Raw genomic sequence first — 17,170 nt, forward strand, 5'->3', positions numbered from 1 at the left:
TGCTTTCCTCCTATTAATCTTTCATTTTTGGATCAAGTGCATCACGTAGACCATCACCAATTAAGTTAAATGCAATCATTAATAGACTTATAATTGCTGCTGGAATAGCTAAAATATGAGGTTGGAACTGTATTAGCTTGTAACCATCATTAATTAAAGTACCCAATGATGCGTCTGGTGATTGTAACCCTAACCCGATAAAGCTTAAAAATGCTTCAAAGAATATCGCACTAGGAATTGTAAACATTGTGTTAATAATGATAACCGCCATAACATTTGGCAATAAATGTTTTTTAATTATACGCCCATTACTTGCCCCTAAAGTTCTAGCTGCAAGTACGAACTCTTGGTTTTTAAATTTCAATACTTGTCCTCGAACAATACGAGACATACCAATCCATCCAGTAATTGAAATGGCAATAATAATGGCCACAATACCCGGATCCATTACAAGAATCATTAAAATAACAACAATCAATGTCGGTATTCCATATAAAATTTCAACAATACGTTGCATCGCATCATCAACACGACCACCATAAAATGCCGAAATACCACCGTAAGCTACACCAATAACCATATCAATTACAGCTGCTACAAGTGCAATTAGTAATGAAATTTGAGTACCTTTCCAAACACGTGAGAACATATCACGGCCAAGTCCGTCTGTACCAAACCAGTAGTAAGTATCAACGTTTTTCATTTCATACAAATTGACTTTTTGACCACCCATATTACCTGTACCATCAAAGATTCCCAACTTTTCTAAACCAGGTACTTTTGGAGGTAAATTTGCATGAGTTATTTCTTGCGTTTCAAAGTCATGCGGGCTAATCATCGGTCCGATAAATGACATCAGAATAATGAATAATAGTACAAATATACTCACTACAGCTGCTTTATTTTTTCGTATACGCAACCAAGCATCCTGCCAGAAATTTAAGGATGGTTTAGAAATTTTCTCAGAGTGACTGCCATCCATATGCACGTGTTTAAAAGCTTCAGGTGGTAATTTACGATATTCATTTGTCATTATTTATTACCTCCTGTTAAACGGATACGTGGATCTACAATGCCATATAAAATATCAACAATGAAAATAACTAAAATCAATAGTACTGAAAAGAACATTGTTGTTCCCATTATTAAGGAATAATCACTAGAATTAATCGCTTTAACGAATTGTTCACCAATACCAGGAATAGCAAAGATTTGTTCAACTACAAGAGAACCTGTTACTAAACCTGCTGCTAAAGGACCCATTACTGTTATTAATGGAATTAATGCATTACGAAATGCATGCTTAAATGCAATTTCAAGGCCGCTAGCACCTTTAGCTTTTGCTAGAGTAATATAGTCAGTTCCCAATACCTCTATCATTTCTGTTCGAATGAAACGAGCTGATGTCGCTAGAGGACCCATTGCTAATGCAATTGTCGGCAAAATACTAGATTGCCAGCCATTCTCCCATAATCCAACAGGAAGGAATCCTCCCTTAACACCAATCCAATATTGAAGTAATGAAGCAAATACGAATGAAGGAATGGAGATACCGAATATTGCGATTAAGGTACTGCCATAATCCCATACAGTATTTTGCCTTAAAGCTGCAATCATCCCTAAAATAATACCGCCTATAGTACCGAGTATAAGCGCTTGAATACCTAAAAGGAATGAAGGACCAGCACGGTTAATAATTAATTCTGTAACGTTTGCACCTTTAAATTGATAAGAAACGCCAAAATCAAGTTGTACCATCTTTTTCATATATATACCATACTGAACTGGAAGCGGTTTATCTAATCCATATTTTGCTTCCACCGCAGCTAACTGTTCGTGGGTTAGTTTAGGTGAGCTAGCTATAGGGGAACCCGGCAACATCTTCATCAAGAAGAACGTAAATGTTGCAATCAGGAATAATGTTAGTATCATATACAATACTCGTTTTAAAATGTACTTTGCCATTCTTGCACCTCCTAAAATAGTGGTCGTAACTATGGAACTAATAGAAATATCTCAATTAGAAAATTCTTTCCTTTGTAAATGTTGTTATTAACAAAACCCTTAGTAGCATGATTTTCCAATTAATTAATATTTGATTAAAAAGAGAGTATATGGCTTAAAATCAACCACATACTCTCCCTATTCAGGGTTTTAACATAATCTCAAAAAATAGAATACTATTATTTACCTGAGATATATGTCCATTTATAACTATATTGAGCACCAAAGTTATGTTTCACTAAACCTTTAACATAAGGTTTTTGAAGTGCCATAGTACCACGTTGATAAATAGGTGCAAGTGCTGCATCTTCTTCAATCAATGTTTTTTCTGCATCTGCCATTGCTTTCCAACGTTTTGCTGGCTCAGTTGCATAAATTGTTTGAGCATCTGTTACTAATTTATCGTACTTTTCAGATGCATAGCTCATATTGTTTTGTTGACTATCTGATAACCATAAATTTAAGAATGTGTATGGATCTTGGAAGTCTGGAGCCCAACCTGCAACTTGGATATCGTAATCTTGTTTAGAATTCAAATCAACACGTACTAAGAAAGGAACTTCTTTCAGTTTAATACTTAAACCAGGTAGATTTTTTTCTAATTGGTTTTTCAAGTACTCGTCCATTTTTTTAGCTAAGTCACTATCATCGCCTAAGAAGTCTAATTCAAGTTTGTCGGTTCCAAGTTCTTTAAGACCTTTTTCCCAATATGATTTAGCTTCTTCAAGGTTGTATTTGTTCATATCTCCGTTTACTTCACGGAAGTCTTTACCCTCTTCATCAAATGTGAATTCAGCTGGAATTAGGTAGTTAGCTTCGAATGAACCATTAGCTAATACTGCTTTAGTTAAATCTTCTTTGTTGAAAGCCATAGCAATTGCTTTACGAATGTTTACATTTGCAAGAGCTGTATCTGTTTTACCATCACGTTTTTGGTTTAATTTCAAGTAGAAAGGTGAAGATTCAACGTCTTTCACTACATCTGGATTGTCAGCATATTGCATTGCAAATTCACCTGATAATCCTGCACGGTCTTTTTTACCAGAAGTGTAAAGATTTAATTGAGTCTGAACTTCCTTCACTACGTCAACATTGATTGTGTCAAGTTTTACATTATCTTTGTCCCAGTAGTTATCGTTTTTAGTATATTTCCAAGTTAATCCTGTTCCATCCCAGCCTTCAAGAACGAATGGACCATTGTATAAAGTTGTATCTGAGTTTGAAGCGTATTTTTTACCTTGCGCTACTACGAATTCTTCTTTTTGTGGTAAGAATGTGCTTAGTGAAATTAAAGACAAGAAATAAGGAACTGGTTTTTCAAGTGTAACTTCTAGTGTTTTTTCATCTAGAGCTTTTACACCAAGGTCAGCAACTTTTGCTTTACCTTTACCAATTTCACTTGCGTTTTTAACTACTCCGTCCATCATATATGGACCATACTCCGATCCAGTTTTAGGATCAATTGCACGCTTCCATGCATATTCGAAGTCATTGGCAGTTACTGCAGAGCCATCTGACCATTTAGCATCACGAATCTTAAATGTGTAAACTGTACCTTCTTTGTTTACTTTTGGTTCTTCAGCAGCCATCGCTGGAATTGGTAAGTTTTCTTGATTTAAACGATATAATCCTTCATTAACGTTGTTTAAAACGTTAGATCCTACTGTATCTGTTACTAATACTGAGTCCATTGTTGGAATTTCAGCACTTTCCATTACATTTAGTTCTTGAGTAGCATCAACACTACCTGAATTTTCTTTGCTACCACTACCAGATTCTTTGCTTGTATCTTTGTCATTTCCAGTGCCGCAAGCAGCTAAGAAAACACTTAGTACAAGGATAAGACTTGATAGCCATACTAGTTTACTTTTCTTCATGTATAACTAACCCCCTTGAATTTTCTGAAAAATCATTACATTGCTAATTATACATATTCAAAAAAAGTTGTACAGTAACCTTTTGATAAAAATGTCTTTTTTTGACGTATACTTGATTATCAAATGCGATAACATCAACATTTATCAGCACAAAGTTCTAATATTCTGAATATATAATGATGTGAAATTTCTTTGATTTTTCAACTTTTTTCAACTAAAATGAATACAGAATTGGGGGTTTTTGCTTGAAAAAGAAAGGTATTCTCTTCTTAGCACTACAATTTTTAATCGTGATCATCATGCTCTTCCAATATAAAATGCTAAGATTAATCGATTACATTAATGTTTCATTTATCATTGGAGGTATTGTGCTTTTTATTGGACTTGCCTCATATATTCTATCTTCGGGCTTTTTTGATATTTTTACAGTTAGTATGCGTAAGGTTTTTGTGAAGTCATCTAGATTAGAGGATGTTAAAAGTATGAGAGCCCCATCTGAAATTGTTTCAATGCCATATTTGGGTATTTTACAAATCGGTGGAGCTACCATTATGATGATGTTCATTGCCCTTATTTTTTATTATTTATAATCTGTAGATGATTGCTTGATTTTTGGCTTTGTACTATATTATAATCACACAAAGTAATATAGAAAAACGAAGACGAAGAGTAGTACATTTATGTCGTATGTAAAGAGAGTCTGTGGTTGGTGCAAACAGATGATACGCTAAATGGAATGGACTTCCGAGTTAACTTTGCGAACCTTTATGTAGTAGCTCAGTTCGTTAACCTCACGTTACGAGGATGAGTGGTCGATTTATCGACAAGCTTGGGTGGTACCGCGGATTCAACATCATTCGTCCCTATTTAGGAGACGCATGATGTTTTTTTATATCCAAGGAGGAATTTAATTATGAAACGTATTTTTTCAGGTGTACAACCAACAGGTGTCATTACGTTAGGTAACTACATTGGTGCATTCAGACAGTTTACAACTTTGCAAGATGAGTACGATTGTATTTTTTGTATTGTAGACCAACACGCAATTACAATGCCTCAAGATAGTAAAGAACTTCGTAACAGCATTCGCACGCTTGCTGCAACATATTTAGCAACAGGTATTGATCCAGAAAAATCAACACTATTTATTCAATCAGAAGTACCTGCACACGCACAAGCTGGATGGATGTTACAATGTATTTCTTACACTGGTGAACTTGAGCGTATGACACAATTCAAAGATAAATCTACTGGTAAAGAGGCAGTTTCTGCAGGCTTACTTACTTACCCACCACTTATGGCTGGAGATATTCTTCTATACAACACAGATATCGTGCCAGTTGGTGACGACCAAAAACAACATTTAGAACTTACACGTGACTTAGCTGAACGTTTCAATAAACGTTACGGTAAAGTATTCACGATTCCTACTATTCAATTACCAAAAAACGGAGCTCGCATTAAGTCACTTCAAGAACCAACGAAAAAAATGAGTAAATCGGATGAAAACAAAAAAGCAACAATCCGCCTTCTAGATACCCCAAAAGAGATCGAGAAGAAAATCAAATCTGCTGTGACAGATTCTGAAGGCGTTGTTGCTTTCAATACTGAATCTAAACCTGGTGTCTCTAATTTACTAACAATTGAAGCATCATTAACAAATGAATCCATTGATAATCTTGTAGCAAAATACGCTGGGCTAGGTTATGGTGCTTTTAAAGCAGGCGTTGCTGAAAGTGTTATTAATCATCTAGCACCTATCCAAGAACGTTTTAACGAGTTAATAGATTCACCACAATTAGATGATATTTTAGACGCTGGTGCTGAAAAAGCGAATGCTATTGCAAGTGCAACAATCAAGAAAATGGAAGACGCGATGGGCCTTGGGAGAAATAGACGATAACTAGTCCAATACTTGAGCCGATGAAAATTTTGAAATCAACTGTATGCAAAATGAACATAAAAACGGCTGTCCAAGTATATCCTAGTCCTCGATAGTTCAAATATAGAATCATATGTGTTGAACTTATTACCATTAGACCATAAAAAGTTAAGAAAAATAGTAAGCGCATATGCATATTTCCTTTTCTAGTTTTTACTACTATATGAAAAAATGACTTCGTTATAACTAACGAGGTCATTTTTTATGCGAAAATATGATGTTGTAACTAATTAATAATCTTTCACTTACTATAATGAAATACAACACTATTACAATAATATTGCATAGATAAAAAACCGCAGGGCATTCACCCTGTGGTCATTTATAACTTATTAAAACTTTTTAAATAGTAGTGAAGCATTATGCCCACCAAAACCTAGTGAATTACTTAAAGCATAAGTAATTTCTTTTTCTCTAGCACCGTTGGCAACATAATCTAAGTCACATTCAGGATCTGCAGTTTCTAGATTCATCGTTGGTGGTAGAATACCTTCTTTTAATGCAAGTACTGAAAAGATTGCTTCAATCCCACCAGCTGCTCCTAGTAAATGACCTGTCATCGACTTCGTAGAACTCATTGCTAAATTATATGCATGTTCTCCAAATACAGTCTTTACAGCTTTCGTTTCAAATAAATCATTATAAGGTGTACTCGTACCATGGGCATTAATATAGCCAATTTCTGTTGCATTAATTCCAGCATCATCAATCGCTTGCTTCATTGCACGTGCTGCACCTTCACCCTCTGGAGCAGGTGCTGTAATGTGGTGCGCATCTCCAGTTGAACCGTACCCTACAACTTCACCGTAGATTTTCGCGCCACGTTTTACTGCATGTTCGTATTCTTCTAAAATAACAATACCTGATCCTTCACCGATAACAAAACCATCGCGATTTGCATCGAATGGACGAGATGCAGTTTGCGGATCTTGGTTTAATGTAAGTGCAGTATTTGAGCAAAATCCTGCAACCGCCATATTCGTAATTGGTGCTTCTGCTCCACCAGTAATCATGACATCTGCATCGCCACGTTCAATAACTTTGAACGCATCACCAATTGAGTTTGTACCAGATGCACAAGCTGTTACTGAACACGAGTTAATTGCTTTTGCACCAAAGTGGATAGATACTTGCCCTGCAGCCATATCTGGAATCATCATTGGTACGAAAAATGGACTAACACGTCGTTGTCCTTTTTCAAGGAAATTGCGGAATTGTTGCTCATACGTCTCCATTCCACCAATACCAGAACCAATCCAAACACCTGTACGCAGGCCAATTTCAGGAGTTATTTCTAATCCTGCATCTTTTACAGCCATAATAGATGCCGCTAATGCGTAATGTGTAAAACGATCCATTTTACGAGCTTCTTTACGAGGAATATATGCTTCTATATCAAAATCTTTTACTTCTGCAGCAACTTTTGCAGGAAATTGTTCAGCATCTATACGCGTTAATGGACCTACACCACTTTTCCCTTCTTTAATCGCTTTCCATGTTGTTTCTACATCATTTCCTAAAGGTGTTACAGCACCTAAACCTGTAACAACTACTCGACGTTTTGTCATGTTATTATAACTCCCTCTTTTCTTTGTATTGTTATTTTCCCCAGCGCATTGCAACGGCGCCCCATGTAAGGCCACCACCAAATCCAACGAGTACGAGTAAATCGCCATCATGAATTTTGCCGGCTTCTAGTTCTTCTATTAATGCATTGCCAATTGAAGCAGACGATGTATTGCCATATTTTTTAATAGCAGTGGACATCTTCTCCTCTGGCAAACCAAGTCTTTGTCTTGCAGATTCCATAATTCGAATATTCGCTTGATGCGGAATAAGGAAATCAACGTCTTCCTTATTGTATCCAGCTTTCTCTATGACATTTAAAGCTGATTCACCCATTTGACGTACTGCGAATTTGAAAACTTCACGGCCATTCATCTCAATATGGCCTGCGTCATTTTGGAATAAATGTTTTCCGCCTGAGCCGTCTGCGCCTAACTCGAATGATAAAATGCCTCGATTTTCAGATACTTTACCCATCACAGCTGCACATGCACCATCTCCGAATAGGACTGCAGTATTACGATCTTCCCAGTTTGTAATTTTCGAAAGTTTTTCAACACCAACTACTAATACATAATCATACGTATTAGATTCAATGAATTGCTTAGCCGTTACCAATCCATACATAAATCCAGCACATGCAGCGGACAAGTCCATTGCAGCTGCATTGTGTGCACCGAGTTGGTCTTGTATCATACACGCTATACTTGGAAATGGTCGGTCAGGTGTTACGGTTGCAACTAAAATAAGCCCGATTTGATCAGCCGAAATTCCAGCATTAGCTATTGCATTTTTTGCCGCTTCAAAAGCTAAATGAGAAGAGTTATGTTCATCTGATGCGATTCTTCGTTCTTCAATTCCTGTTCTAGTGCGTATCCATTCATCTGATGTATCCATCATTTTTTCTAAGTCAGCATTAGTGACTACGCGATTAGGGATACATCTTCCTAAGCCTATTATTCCAGCGTTCATGAAGTAGCGCCTCTTTTCTTTTATTATCAATTATTAGTACCTGGTAATAATTATAACGAAAGATTTATATTTTTTCAACACTTCGTCAATTTTTGTCCAAATTACGGGGCATAATAATGAAAAGATTCTTTTATTTAAATGTGGCTATATGATATGATAGAACAGGTAAAAAAGTTAGTTAGAGGTGAAATTAATGAGATATATTATGCTATTTTTCTGGTCAGCATTATTAGTTTCTGTACTGAACTACGTAGTAAGTTCAATTCAGAATGTTGGATTTAACTTAAATCTTGGATTAGGGCTATCAGTAGTTTTCTCTGTATTCTTAATTATTATTAGCAATGTTATTCCAAACGAATCACCTAAACAAGTAGGTCACCAACAATAATGAAAATCCTGTCCAAAGATTGGACGGGGTTTTTTTCTAAAAAAAAGTCTGAGCAACCTATTATCAAGGATGTTCAGACTTTTTATCTTTACGCTGGGTCTTTATGAATTGTTACTTTACCGTTTTCCATTGAAATGACTAGTCGATCCCCTGGTACAGTTTCCCCTTTTAACAATTCTCTTGCAACAAGCGTTTCAATATGTCGCTGTACAAATCTTCTTAAAGGTCTTGCACCGAAAGTTGGATCTATTCCTTCCGCTACTACCCACTGGATGACATCCTCATTTACTTCTAGTTCAATTTCTTGTTCAGCCACCCGTTTTTGTAATAACTGAATATACTTCCAAGTAATTTGATAAAAATGTTCGTTTGTTAATGAATGGAACATTATAATATCATCTAGTCGATTCAACAACTCTGGTTTGAAATGCTCTCTTAATGAAGCCATTACTAAGTCCTCAACAGCATGTTCACTATTTTCAGGCATATCGAGTAAATAACTTGAACCGATATTAGATGTCAATATGATTACTGTGTTTGTGAAATTAACCATATGACCTTGGCTATCTGTAATACGGCCATCATCTAAAATTTGCAGCAAAATATTCGCCACATCTGGATGTGCCTTTTCAATTTCATCTAATAATACTACTGCATATGGGTTTCTACGGACAGCTTCTGTCAATTGACCGCCCTCTTCATAACCTATATAGCCAGGAGGTGCTCCTACTAAGCGAGATACACTATGTTTTTCCATATACTCAGACATATCGATTCGAATGAAATGGTCCTCTGAATCGAATAATTGAGCAGCTAATGCTTTTGCTAATTCTGTTTTCCCTACACCGGTTGGTCCTAAGAATAAGAAAGATCCGATTGGCTTTTGTGGATCTTGAATACCTGCTCGTGCTCTCCAAACCGCTTCAGTTACGAGCTGAACAGCTTCGTCTTGACCGACAACGCGCTCTTGTAATGTAGCTTTTAAGTTGAGTAATTTCTCGCGTTCGCCTTCAACTAATTTTGTTACAGGAATACCTGTCCATCTTGAAACGATTGAAGCTATTTCTTCAGCTGTAACATCTTCACGTAATAGACGATCATTACCCTGTTGCAAAGTCTGCTCTAGTTCTACTAATTCTTTTTCTAATTCAGGAATTTTACCGTGTCTTAGAACTGCTGCTTTATTTAGATCATAATTATTTTCAGCTTCTTCTAAATCCCTGCGATAACGATCAAGTGTTTCACGTTTTTCTTGGATAACATGAAGAGATGATTTTTCTGCTTCCCATTGCTCACGCATATTAGAAGTAGAATCTTTTAGCTCCGATAATTCCTCACGAAGTGCTACAAGTCGTTTCTTACTTGCGTCATCCTTTTCTTTCATCAAAGCTTGCTCTTCGATTTCAAGTTGCATTGTCCGACGTGTTACTTCATCCAATTCCTGAGGCATCGAATCTATTTCTGTACGAATCATCGCACAAGCTTCATCGATTAAATCAATCGCTTTATCTGGCATAAAACGCTCAGTTAAATAACGATTTGATAATTCTGCAGCAGCTACAATTGCTCGGTCATGAATTTTGACAGCATGATGTAGTTCAAAGCGTTCTTTTAAACCACGTAAAATTGAAATCGTATCCTCTACAGATGGTTCACGAACTAAAACTTGTTGGAAACGACGTTCAAGTGCTGGGTCCTTTTCGATATACATGCGGTACTCATCTAATGTAGTTGCACCGATACAATGTAGCTCACCTCTAGCTAACATTGGTTTGAGCATATTACCTGCATCCATCGCACCATCCGTTTTACCTGCACCAACAATTGTATGAATCTCATCGATGAATAGGATGATTTGACCTTCACTTTCTTTTACTTCTTTCAAGACACCTTTTAAACGCTCTTCAAATTCCCCACGATATTTAGCACCAGCAATTAATGCACTCATATCCAACTCATAAATTTTACGGTCTTTTAATCCTTCTGGTACATCTTTTTTGACGATACGTTGCGCTAAACCTTCAACAATCGCAGTTTTACCAACACCTGGTTCACCTATTAATACAGGGTTGTTTTTTGTTTTACGTGATAATATTCGAATGACATTACGGATTTCTTGATCGCGACCAATAACCGGATCCATTTTACCGTTTTTCACTTCTTCTACTAAATTACGTCCAAATTGTTCAAGTGGACTTTTTTGCTCTTCATTATTCATATTCATTTGCATTATAGTTCACTCCTCATTTGACCTTTTTTGACCTTTTGATTAACTACATTATATTACCGTATTCTCATGAATGTAAAGTGATTTGTTTGACCTTTTTTGACTAAAATAATTTCCCATTTCCAATATGTTTTTAATCAAAAATCCATGTCATCAAATAAGGCAAAATCGAGAATTCCAAATATTCCCCAATTGCAAGAAATCAGTATGTTATAATTGTGAAAAACAGCAGAGGTTGTGAATATTTTGGAGGCAATTGAAACTATCCCACCTAAGATCCATTCACTTTTCAAAGAGCATGGTACAGTTGTCAAATTCGCCAAAGACACACCTATATTTTTAGAAGGTGACCGTACTCAAGATGTTTTTTTTGTTGTGTCAGGACAAGTGAGAATTTCAAAAGAAACTGCAAGTGGGAAGGAATTAACTATTCGTATCTGTGGTAGTAATAATTTAATTGGTGAAAGTACTATTTTTAGTTCTCTAGATTATAATTCAACAACAGCTACAGCTATGGAACCGACTACTATTTTAACGATCGATAACAACATGCTTGAACTCTATCTCAGTCAAGAACCGTCATTGATGATTGCATGTTTGCGTTGGATACAGTTGCAAAATATGAAAAGTCAATCTAGGCTTCGTGATTTATTACTACATGGAAAAAAGGGTGCACTCTTTTCTACCCTAATACGATTAGCGAACACTTATGGTGAAGAGTTGGATGATGGATCAATACATATTAACTATAAATTGACCAATAATGAGCTAGCTAATCTCTGTGCTACTAGCCGAGAAGTCATTAACCGCATGTTAAATGACCTGAAGAAGAATAATATTATTACATTTGACAAGAGTACAATCACAGTTCTTAATTTACAATTTCTAAAAGATGAATGTGAATGCGAAAACTGCCCTCTTACTATTTGTAGAATTGACTAACCTCATATATTATACCCATTTATAAATTAAAAAAACCCGCTCGACTTTTAAGTCAGAGCGGGTTTTCTTTACAGTATTAGCGAATGCCTAAAGCTATTTTCGCATAACGTGACATATTGTCTTTATTCCATGGTGGATTCCATACAATATCTACAGTTACCTCTTTAATTTCTGGTAATTCAAATAGTGCTGTACGGATTTGGTCAACAATAACTGGACCAAGTGGGCATCCCATTGATGTTAAAGTCATAGTTACTACACATAATCCTTCTTCAGATAAATCTACTTCATATACTAAACCTAAGTTGACAATATCAATACCTAACTCAGGATCAATTACGTTTTCTAAAGCACCATATATACTTTCTTTCATATCTGCATCCATAGTGTTTCCCCTTTCTGCATAGTGTTTATCCCATCATAACAAATGAAACGACTTATGCCAAATGGTCTGCAAGCCATTTTGTTGCCGCAATCATTCCTGGACGAGATACTTTATGCCCGGCTTGTTTATCGACGATAAAGACAAGATCTTCCGGATTATCTGCATAATCTGCTTGTATACTCTCATAAAATTGATATGTAGGCGCAAATGGAACCATATGATCTTTCTTACCATGCCAGAATAACACTGGACGGTTTGCCATTGATTCAGGATGTTTTGACATATCAAAGTAGCTCAGTGTTTGTTCCATTTTCTGAAGCTCTTCATCAGATATCGGAATTTTAAAACCTCGTTCTTCAAATTGGGCCATCTGTGCTTTTGATAGCTCCACATAACAAGGTGAACCCATCATAACTGATGCAGTTTGAATCCAAGGGTATACACGTAAGCAACCTAATGTAACAATTCCACCCATAGAAGTTCCTGCCAAACCTATTTTACCTTCTGGCAGTAAACCTTTTTCTATTAGTTGCTTATGTAAAAAATCAACTTCTTCAATTGAAGTTAAGATTACTTCCCAAAAACGCAAACTAAGTTGAACTTCATCCAGCCCTTCATCACGTTCACCATGAAGGTAAGCATCTGGTAATAGTACTCGAACTCCTCTTTCAACTAGTTTATACGCATAATGCAAATTATGCTCACTCGCACTCATAAAGCCATGGAGAAAAATGACAACTGGTGATGCTGATGTTACTGTCTCTTCATCATATATGTGAAGTAACGGAATTTTACCCCACTGTTCTTGTTGAACCTTCACTGCATTCACTCCTTGATAGTTTATTGTAATATCGTAACAAAAATAATTGACGGTGACAAAGTTTTGACGAACAAGTAAGATTAACGATACACTCTATTATAGTAGGAAAGGAGTTTTTTCATATGGTACAACCACATTTGATTGTTTTAGATTTAGACGGTACACTTTTAACCGACGAGAAAGTTATTTCTGAAAAAACAAAACGCACTTTACTACAAGCGAAAGAAGCAGGTCATCAAGTTATGATTGCTACTGGTAGACCGTATCGTGCGAGTAAAATATACTATCAAGAACTAGGTTTACATACACCAATCGTCAATTTTAATGGAGCCTTCGTACATCACCCAACTAACACTTCTTGGCAAACAATTCATAGCCCAATAGATTTATCAGTTGTAAAAGATGTTGTCGAATCCATCAACCATTATGAAATTGAAAATTTAATCGCTGAGGTTATGGACGATGTGTATGTTCAATACCATGACCAAAAAATCTTAGATATTTTAACGATGGGCGAACCAAAAGTAACGACAGGTATATTACGTGATTATTTAAAAGATAATCCTACAAGCCTTTTAATTCAGGCTAGCTCTTCGAATGTACCCTTAATTCGTCAACATTTAGCAGACACTAAAGCCGAGCTTATCGATCATCGACGCTGGGGTGACCCTTGGGAAGTTATTGAAATCGTTCGTCGAGGCATGCATAAAGCAGTTGGGTTATCTCATGTTGCAAAAGATCTACAAATCCCGCGCGAACGCATTATTGCATTTGGCGATGAAGATAATGACTTAGAAATGATAGAATACGCAGGCCTTGGAGTTGCAATGGGTAATGGTATTGGACAGCTCAAAAACATTGCAGATGAAATAACACAAACTAACAATGAAGATGGTATAGCTAACCTCTTGATCGACCGACTAAACTTAAAATAAATTACAGTAGGAGGTAAATAAATGAGAATCTATGCAGATAGCGCTTCTGATTTACCTAAATCTTTTTATGAAGAAAATAATGTCACACTAATCCCTTTACGAGTTCATATGAACAACGAAGAATATGCAGATGTCGTTGGTATCGACGTCTTGAAAGTATACGAATTTATCCGTCAAGGCGGACAGCCAAAAACTTCTCAAGCATCTCCTGAATTGTTTTTAGAACTTTTCGAAGAGCTAGCAAAATCAGGTGAGGAAGGTCTTTATATAGCCTTTTCATCTGAATTATCTGGTACATACAGCACTGCTGTAATGATCTACAAACAAGTAAAAGAACAGTACCCTGATTTAAAATTAACAATTGTAGATTCTAAATGTGCTTCACTTGGCTATGGTCTAGTTGTTAAAGAAGCTGTTCGCCTCCGCGAAGCAGGTTTAAGCCTAGATGAGATCTCAGAGAAAGTTCGTTTAAATGCACAGCATATGGAGCATTTCTTTACTGTAGAAGACTTAGATTATTTAGCACGTGGTGGACGTGTTTCAAAAGCAAGCGCATTTATTGGTGGCTTACTTAGTATTAAACCGTTACTTCATGTGGAAGACGGTAAACTGGTACCTATAGAAAAACATCGAGGACGTAAGAAAGTGATGAAACGTATCTTAGACAAGATGGAAGAAACAGGTGACCGTCTAAGTGATCAAGTTATTGCCATTAGTCATGGGGATGATTTAGCCACTGCTGAAGAGATGAAAGCTATGATTATGGAAAAATTCCAGCCTAAAGCTGTCGAAATCCATTTGATTGGCTCTGCAGTTGCATCGCATGCGGGTCCTGGTACTTTAGCTATCTTCTTCTTAAATCAACACCCTACCGCTTAAAATACAAAATCCCTTAGAGATAACTTACTTTCTCTAAGGGATTTTATTTTAGTTATTTTTTGCTTTTCGATTTTTTTTACTTTTACGTAATACTAATACTATAAATGTTACGAATAGTACATAGACAAAACCTAATGAAATCATATATGAAATATTTAATCCAGCATGTTCTTTTACTTGATATAGTTCGACAATTTCACGATCAACCACTAGTCGGTACACGCCCTTATCATTCGGACGTACGATATCACTTTCTAATAAGCCATGAAGCTCTTTGTTTTCTCCAATAATATCTTTACCTAAATCGATATGCTGTGTATTTTTTGTGTTGTTCACAACGACAATCCACTGTTCATCATCAGAAGAACGTTCAAATACAATGAAACCATCTTTATTCTGTAATAGTTTAAAATCCCCAGTACGTAGAGTCTCTGATTTATTACGAACAGATTGAACGTCGCCTATGTATGAAACGATATCATCTTTCGTTTTGAAATCAAATATTGCATGTGATTCAGGGGCTTGTACACCATTTTGTGCAATTTCAGTACCATATGTCATTACTGGTACACCAGGTAACGTAAACATCGCAGCCATCGCCACTTTAATACGTGTCGGTGGATACATATTTTCATTTGCTGAAGCAAATGTAAAACGAGAACTATTTAAACTATCTAACATAATAGCTGAAGGTTTTTTTGCATCATCTTTATTCACTGTGCCGAGTGGTTGTTCCACTTTTGATGAATCCATATCGACATTTTTGAAAATCGATTGATAAATATCTATTGTCTCTTTATTAATAGACATATCAAAATTTGCATCGCTATCTTCGGAAGATAGAACATAGATATCTTTATTTGTATCTTTTAATGACTGAATCATTTCATTTAAAAATGCTGTATTACTATTACCTAAATTAGTTATGCGAATACCATCAATATCGTATTTCTTAGCAAAATCAGTTGCCGCATTGATTAATGCTTTTTGTACTTCAGGATTCTCTGTATTCCAATTAATACGACCGTTATCAGCGCTTTCGTACCAATCTGAATTGGCATTATCTTTAGCCCAGACGTGATTTTTGCTAACATTATTTAGCGGAAAATCAACCATCAGCTTCATCTTGCCTTTATGAACATCAGCAAGCAAAGATTTAAATTCTTTTGCTGTGCCAAATTGACGCTCAATACTTTCGTAATCCACTACCGCACTTCCATCATATGATTCAGTCGAAAAAATCGAACCAATTGATAGAATAGTGAATCCCATATCTTGAATATGTGTTAATTTAGTAGCAATCCCTGTAAGATCACCACCAGCAAAAGCATTTTGATCTCGAGCATCTACATTATAGTCATTTTCGACCGATGAATTAAAATAACGATCCACTAAAAGATCATAGATACTTTCATCTTTAATATTATGCGTCACTTCAGTCTCTGCCTTCGCAATAGGTGCAAACCCCATTGTCGTAGCCAAAAGCGCTGACGCAACTACCGTACTAATCCACTTTGCAACGTTCACTTATAGTCCTCCTCTGCAGAACTGTCCATCGTAATTTTACCAAACCCCCACCATCCCCGCTATGCTTTAACACTAAAAACAAACGAAACCGAAACAAATTCGACAAAAATGTGAATTTACTTAAATGCTGAAAGCGCTCGTTCAGACTCGACAGGCGTTGGAGGGCTCGAACACAAGACGCTTTTTGTCTTGTGCCGAGAGACCGAAACGACACGAGAGTCTAGCGCTTGAAGCTGGATATCTTAAATGCTGAAGCGGGCTGTTTAGGCCCGACAAGCACTAGAAGGCTCGAATCAAAGGCGCTTTCCGCCTTTGAGCGAGAGACTGAAGTGACTCGAGGGCCTGGCCGCTGAAGCTGGATATACTTAAATGCTGAAAGCGCTCGTTCAGACTCGACAGGCGTTGGAGGGCTCGAACACAAGACGCTTTTTGTCTTGTGCCGAGAGACCGAAACGACCCGAGAGTCTAGCGCTTGAAGCTGGATATCTTAAATGCTGAAAGCGCTCGTTCAGACTCGACAGGCGCTGGAGGGCTCGAACACAAGACGCTTTTTGTCTTGTGCCGAGAGACCGAAACGACCCGAGAGTCTAGCGCTTGAAGCTGGATATCTTAAATGCTGAAGCGGGCTGTTTAGGCCCGACAAGTACTGGAAGGCTCGAATCAAAGGCGCTTTCCGCCTTTGAGTGAGAGACTGAAGTGACTCGAG

At 36.7% G+C, this 17,170-nt stretch carries 15 protein-coding genes and 1 other annotated feature; of the genes, 6 read left to right on the plus strand and 9 right to left on the minus strand.

Annotated elements, in window-relative coordinates:
- Window positions 1–13: 13 nt before the first annotated feature.
- From opp3C to AMD00_RS14540, 3 genes are all read right to left on the minus strand, one after another.
- Window positions 14–1,033, minus strand: coding sequence for an oligopeptide ABC transporter permease (gene opp3C / locus AMD00_RS14530; protein WP_053417727.1), 1,020 nt, complete (start codon window positions 1,031–1,033; stop codon window positions 14–16).
- Window positions 1,033–1,965 carry an oligopeptide ABC transporter permease gene (opp3b, locus tag AMD00_RS14535; RefSeq protein ID WP_038179629.1) on the minus strand — a complete coding sequence of 311 codons (933 nt, stop codon included), beginning with the start codon at window positions 1,963–1,965 and terminating at the stop codon, window positions 1,033–1,035. Before opp3b ends, opp3C begins: the two co-directional genes overlap by 1 nt.
- 218 nt (window positions 1,966–2,183) lie before the next feature.
- Complete coding sequence (locus AMD00_RS14540; protein WP_053417728.1) at window positions 2,184–3,881, minus strand: peptide ABC transporter substrate-binding protein; 1,698 nt, start codon at window positions 3,879–3,881, stop codon at window positions 2,184–2,186.
- A 245-nt stretch (window positions 3,882–4,126) separates the two neighbouring features.
- Between AMD00_RS14540 and AMD00_RS14545 the strand changes: the two genes are divergently transcribed.
- Together AMD00_RS14545 and trpS are read left to right on the plus strand one after the other, a co-directional pair.
- On the plus strand, window positions 4,127–4,471 hold the full coding sequence (locus AMD00_RS14545) for a DUF3899 domain-containing protein (protein ID WP_053417729.1): 345 nt from the start codon (window positions 4,127–4,129) through the stop codon (window positions 4,469–4,471).
- A gap of 60 nt (window positions 4,472–4,531) precedes the next feature.
- Window positions 4,532–4,749, plus strand: a binding site (T-box leader).
- A 45-nt stretch (window positions 4,750–4,794) separates the two neighbouring features.
- Window positions 4,795–5,784, plus strand: coding sequence for a tryptophan--tRNA ligase (gene trpS, locus AMD00_RS14550; protein WP_053417730.1), 990 nt, complete (start codon window positions 4,795–4,797; stop codon window positions 5,782–5,784).
- Between the two features lie 371 nt (window positions 5,785–6,155).
- Here the strand turns inward: trpS and fabF are convergent, their stop codons facing one another.
- Together fabF and AMD00_RS14560 are read right to left on the minus strand one after the other, a co-directional pair.
- Complete coding sequence (gene fabF / locus AMD00_RS14555) at window positions 6,156–7,391, minus strand: beta-ketoacyl-ACP synthase II (RefSeq protein WP_053417731.1); 1,236 nt, start codon at window positions 7,389–7,391, stop codon at window positions 6,156–6,158.
- A 31-nt stretch (window positions 7,392–7,422) separates the two neighbouring features.
- Entirely contained in the window at window positions 7,423–8,361 is a 939-nt protein-coding gene (locus tag AMD00_RS14560; RefSeq protein WP_053417732.1) for a beta-ketoacyl-ACP synthase III, read from the minus strand.
- Window positions 8,362–8,554: 193 nt separating this feature from the next.
- Here AMD00_RS14560 and AMD00_RS14565 point away from each other — a divergent pair, with 193 nt between their 5' ends.
- Window positions 8,555–8,749, plus strand: coding sequence for a YjzD family protein (locus AMD00_RS14565; RefSeq protein WP_038179641.1), 195 nt, complete (start codon window positions 8,555–8,557; stop codon window positions 8,747–8,749).
- Window positions 8,750–8,837: 88 nt separating this feature from the next.
- Here AMD00_RS14565 and AMD00_RS14570 read toward each other — a convergent pair whose 3' ends face one another.
- Window positions 8,838–10,979 (minus strand): ATP-dependent Clp protease ATP-binding subunit, encoded by a 2,142-nt coding sequence (locus tag AMD00_RS14570; protein ID WP_157059254.1) that lies wholly within the window; start codon window positions 10,977–10,979, stop codon window positions 8,838–8,840.
- Between the two features lie 234 nt (window positions 10,980–11,213).
- Here AMD00_RS14570 and AMD00_RS14575 point away from each other — a divergent pair, with 234 nt between their 5' ends.
- Window positions 11,214–11,918 (plus strand): Crp/Fnr family transcriptional regulator, encoded by a 705-nt coding sequence (locus tag AMD00_RS14575; RefSeq protein WP_245639526.1) that lies wholly within the window; start codon window positions 11,214–11,216, stop codon window positions 11,916–11,918.
- A gap of 76 nt (window positions 11,919–11,994) precedes the next feature.
- Here AMD00_RS14575 and AMD00_RS14580 read toward each other — a convergent pair whose 3' ends face one another.
- Entirely contained in the window at window positions 11,995–12,303 is a 309-nt protein-coding gene (locus AMD00_RS14580) for a metal-sulfur cluster assembly factor (protein ID WP_053417733.1), read from the minus strand.
- A gap of 52 nt (window positions 12,304–12,355) precedes the next feature.
- A complete protein-coding gene (locus AMD00_RS14585) occupies window positions 12,356–13,123 on the minus strand; it encodes an alpha/beta fold hydrolase (protein ID WP_053417734.1) in 768 nt (255 codons plus the stop codon).
- A 122-nt stretch (window positions 13,124–13,245) separates the two neighbouring features.
- On the opposite strand from AMD00_RS14585, the gene AMD00_RS14590 reads away from it, so the two are divergent.
- Together AMD00_RS14590 and AMD00_RS14595 are read left to right on the plus strand one after the other, a co-directional pair.
- Window positions 13,246–14,058: a Cof-type HAD-IIB family hydrolase gene (locus AMD00_RS14590; protein ID WP_053417735.1), complete on the plus strand. Its 813-nt coding sequence runs from the start codon at window positions 13,246–13,248 to the stop codon at window positions 14,056–14,058.
- Between the two features lie 21 nt (window positions 14,059–14,079).
- On the plus strand, window positions 14,080–14,937 hold the full coding sequence (locus tag AMD00_RS14595; protein WP_053417736.1) for a DegV family protein: 858 nt from the start codon (window positions 14,080–14,082) through the stop codon (window positions 14,935–14,937).
- A gap of 48 nt (window positions 14,938–14,985) precedes the next feature.
- Here AMD00_RS14595 and AMD00_RS14600 read toward each other — a convergent pair whose 3' ends face one another.
- On the minus strand, window positions 14,986–16,464 hold the full coding sequence (locus AMD00_RS14600) for an alpha-amylase family glycosyl hydrolase (protein WP_157059255.1): 1,479 nt from the start codon (window positions 16,462–16,464) through the stop codon (window positions 14,986–14,988).
- Window positions 16,465–17,170: the final 706 nt, after the last annotated feature.

Source organism: Viridibacillus arvi (assembly GCF_001274945.1).
Taxonomy (GTDB): Bacteria; Bacillota; Bacilli; order Bacillales_A; family Planococcaceae; genus Viridibacillus; species Viridibacillus arvi.

Excerpts from the sequence above, each read along its gene's own strand:
- opp3C (WP_053417727.1), bottom strand. The coding sequence starts at position 1,033 with ATGACAAATGAATATCGTAAATTACCACCTGAAGCTTTTAAACACGTG.
- opp3b (WP_038179629.1), bottom strand. The coding sequence starts at position 1,965 with ATGGCAAAGTACATTTTAAAACGAGTATTGTATATGATACTAACATTA.
- AMD00_RS14540 (WP_053417728.1), bottom strand. The coding sequence starts at position 3,881 with ATGAAGAAAAGTAAACTAGTATGGCTATCAAGTCTTATCCTTGTACTA.
- trpS (WP_053417730.1), top strand. The coding sequence starts at position 4,795 with ATGAAACGTATTTTTTCAGGTGTACAACCAACAGGTGTCATTACGTTA.
- fabF (WP_053417731.1), bottom strand. The coding sequence starts at position 7,391 with ATGACAAAACGTCGAGTAGTTGTTACAGGTTTAGGTGCTGTAACACCT.
- AMD00_RS14560 (WP_053417732.1), bottom strand. The coding sequence starts at position 8,361 with ATGAACGCTGGAATAATAGGCTTAGGAAGATGTATCCCTAATCGCGTA.
- AMD00_RS14565 (WP_038179641.1), top strand. The coding sequence starts at position 8,555 with ATGAGATATATTATGCTATTTTTCTGGTCAGCATTATTAGTTTCTGTA.
- AMD00_RS14570 (WP_157059254.1), bottom strand. The coding sequence starts at position 10,979 with ATGCAAATGAATATGAATAATGAAGAGCAAAAAAGTCCACTTGAACAA.
- AMD00_RS14580 (WP_053417733.1), bottom strand. The coding sequence starts at position 12,303 with ATGGATGCAGATATGAAAGAAAGTATATATGGTGCTTTAGAAAACGTA.
- AMD00_RS14590 (WP_053417735.1), top strand. The coding sequence starts at position 13,246 with ATGGTACAACCACATTTGATTGTTTTAGATTTAGACGGTACACTTTTA.
- AMD00_RS14595 (WP_053417736.1), top strand. The coding sequence starts at position 14,080 with ATGAGAATCTATGCAGATAGCGCTTCTGATTTACCTAAATCTTTTTAT.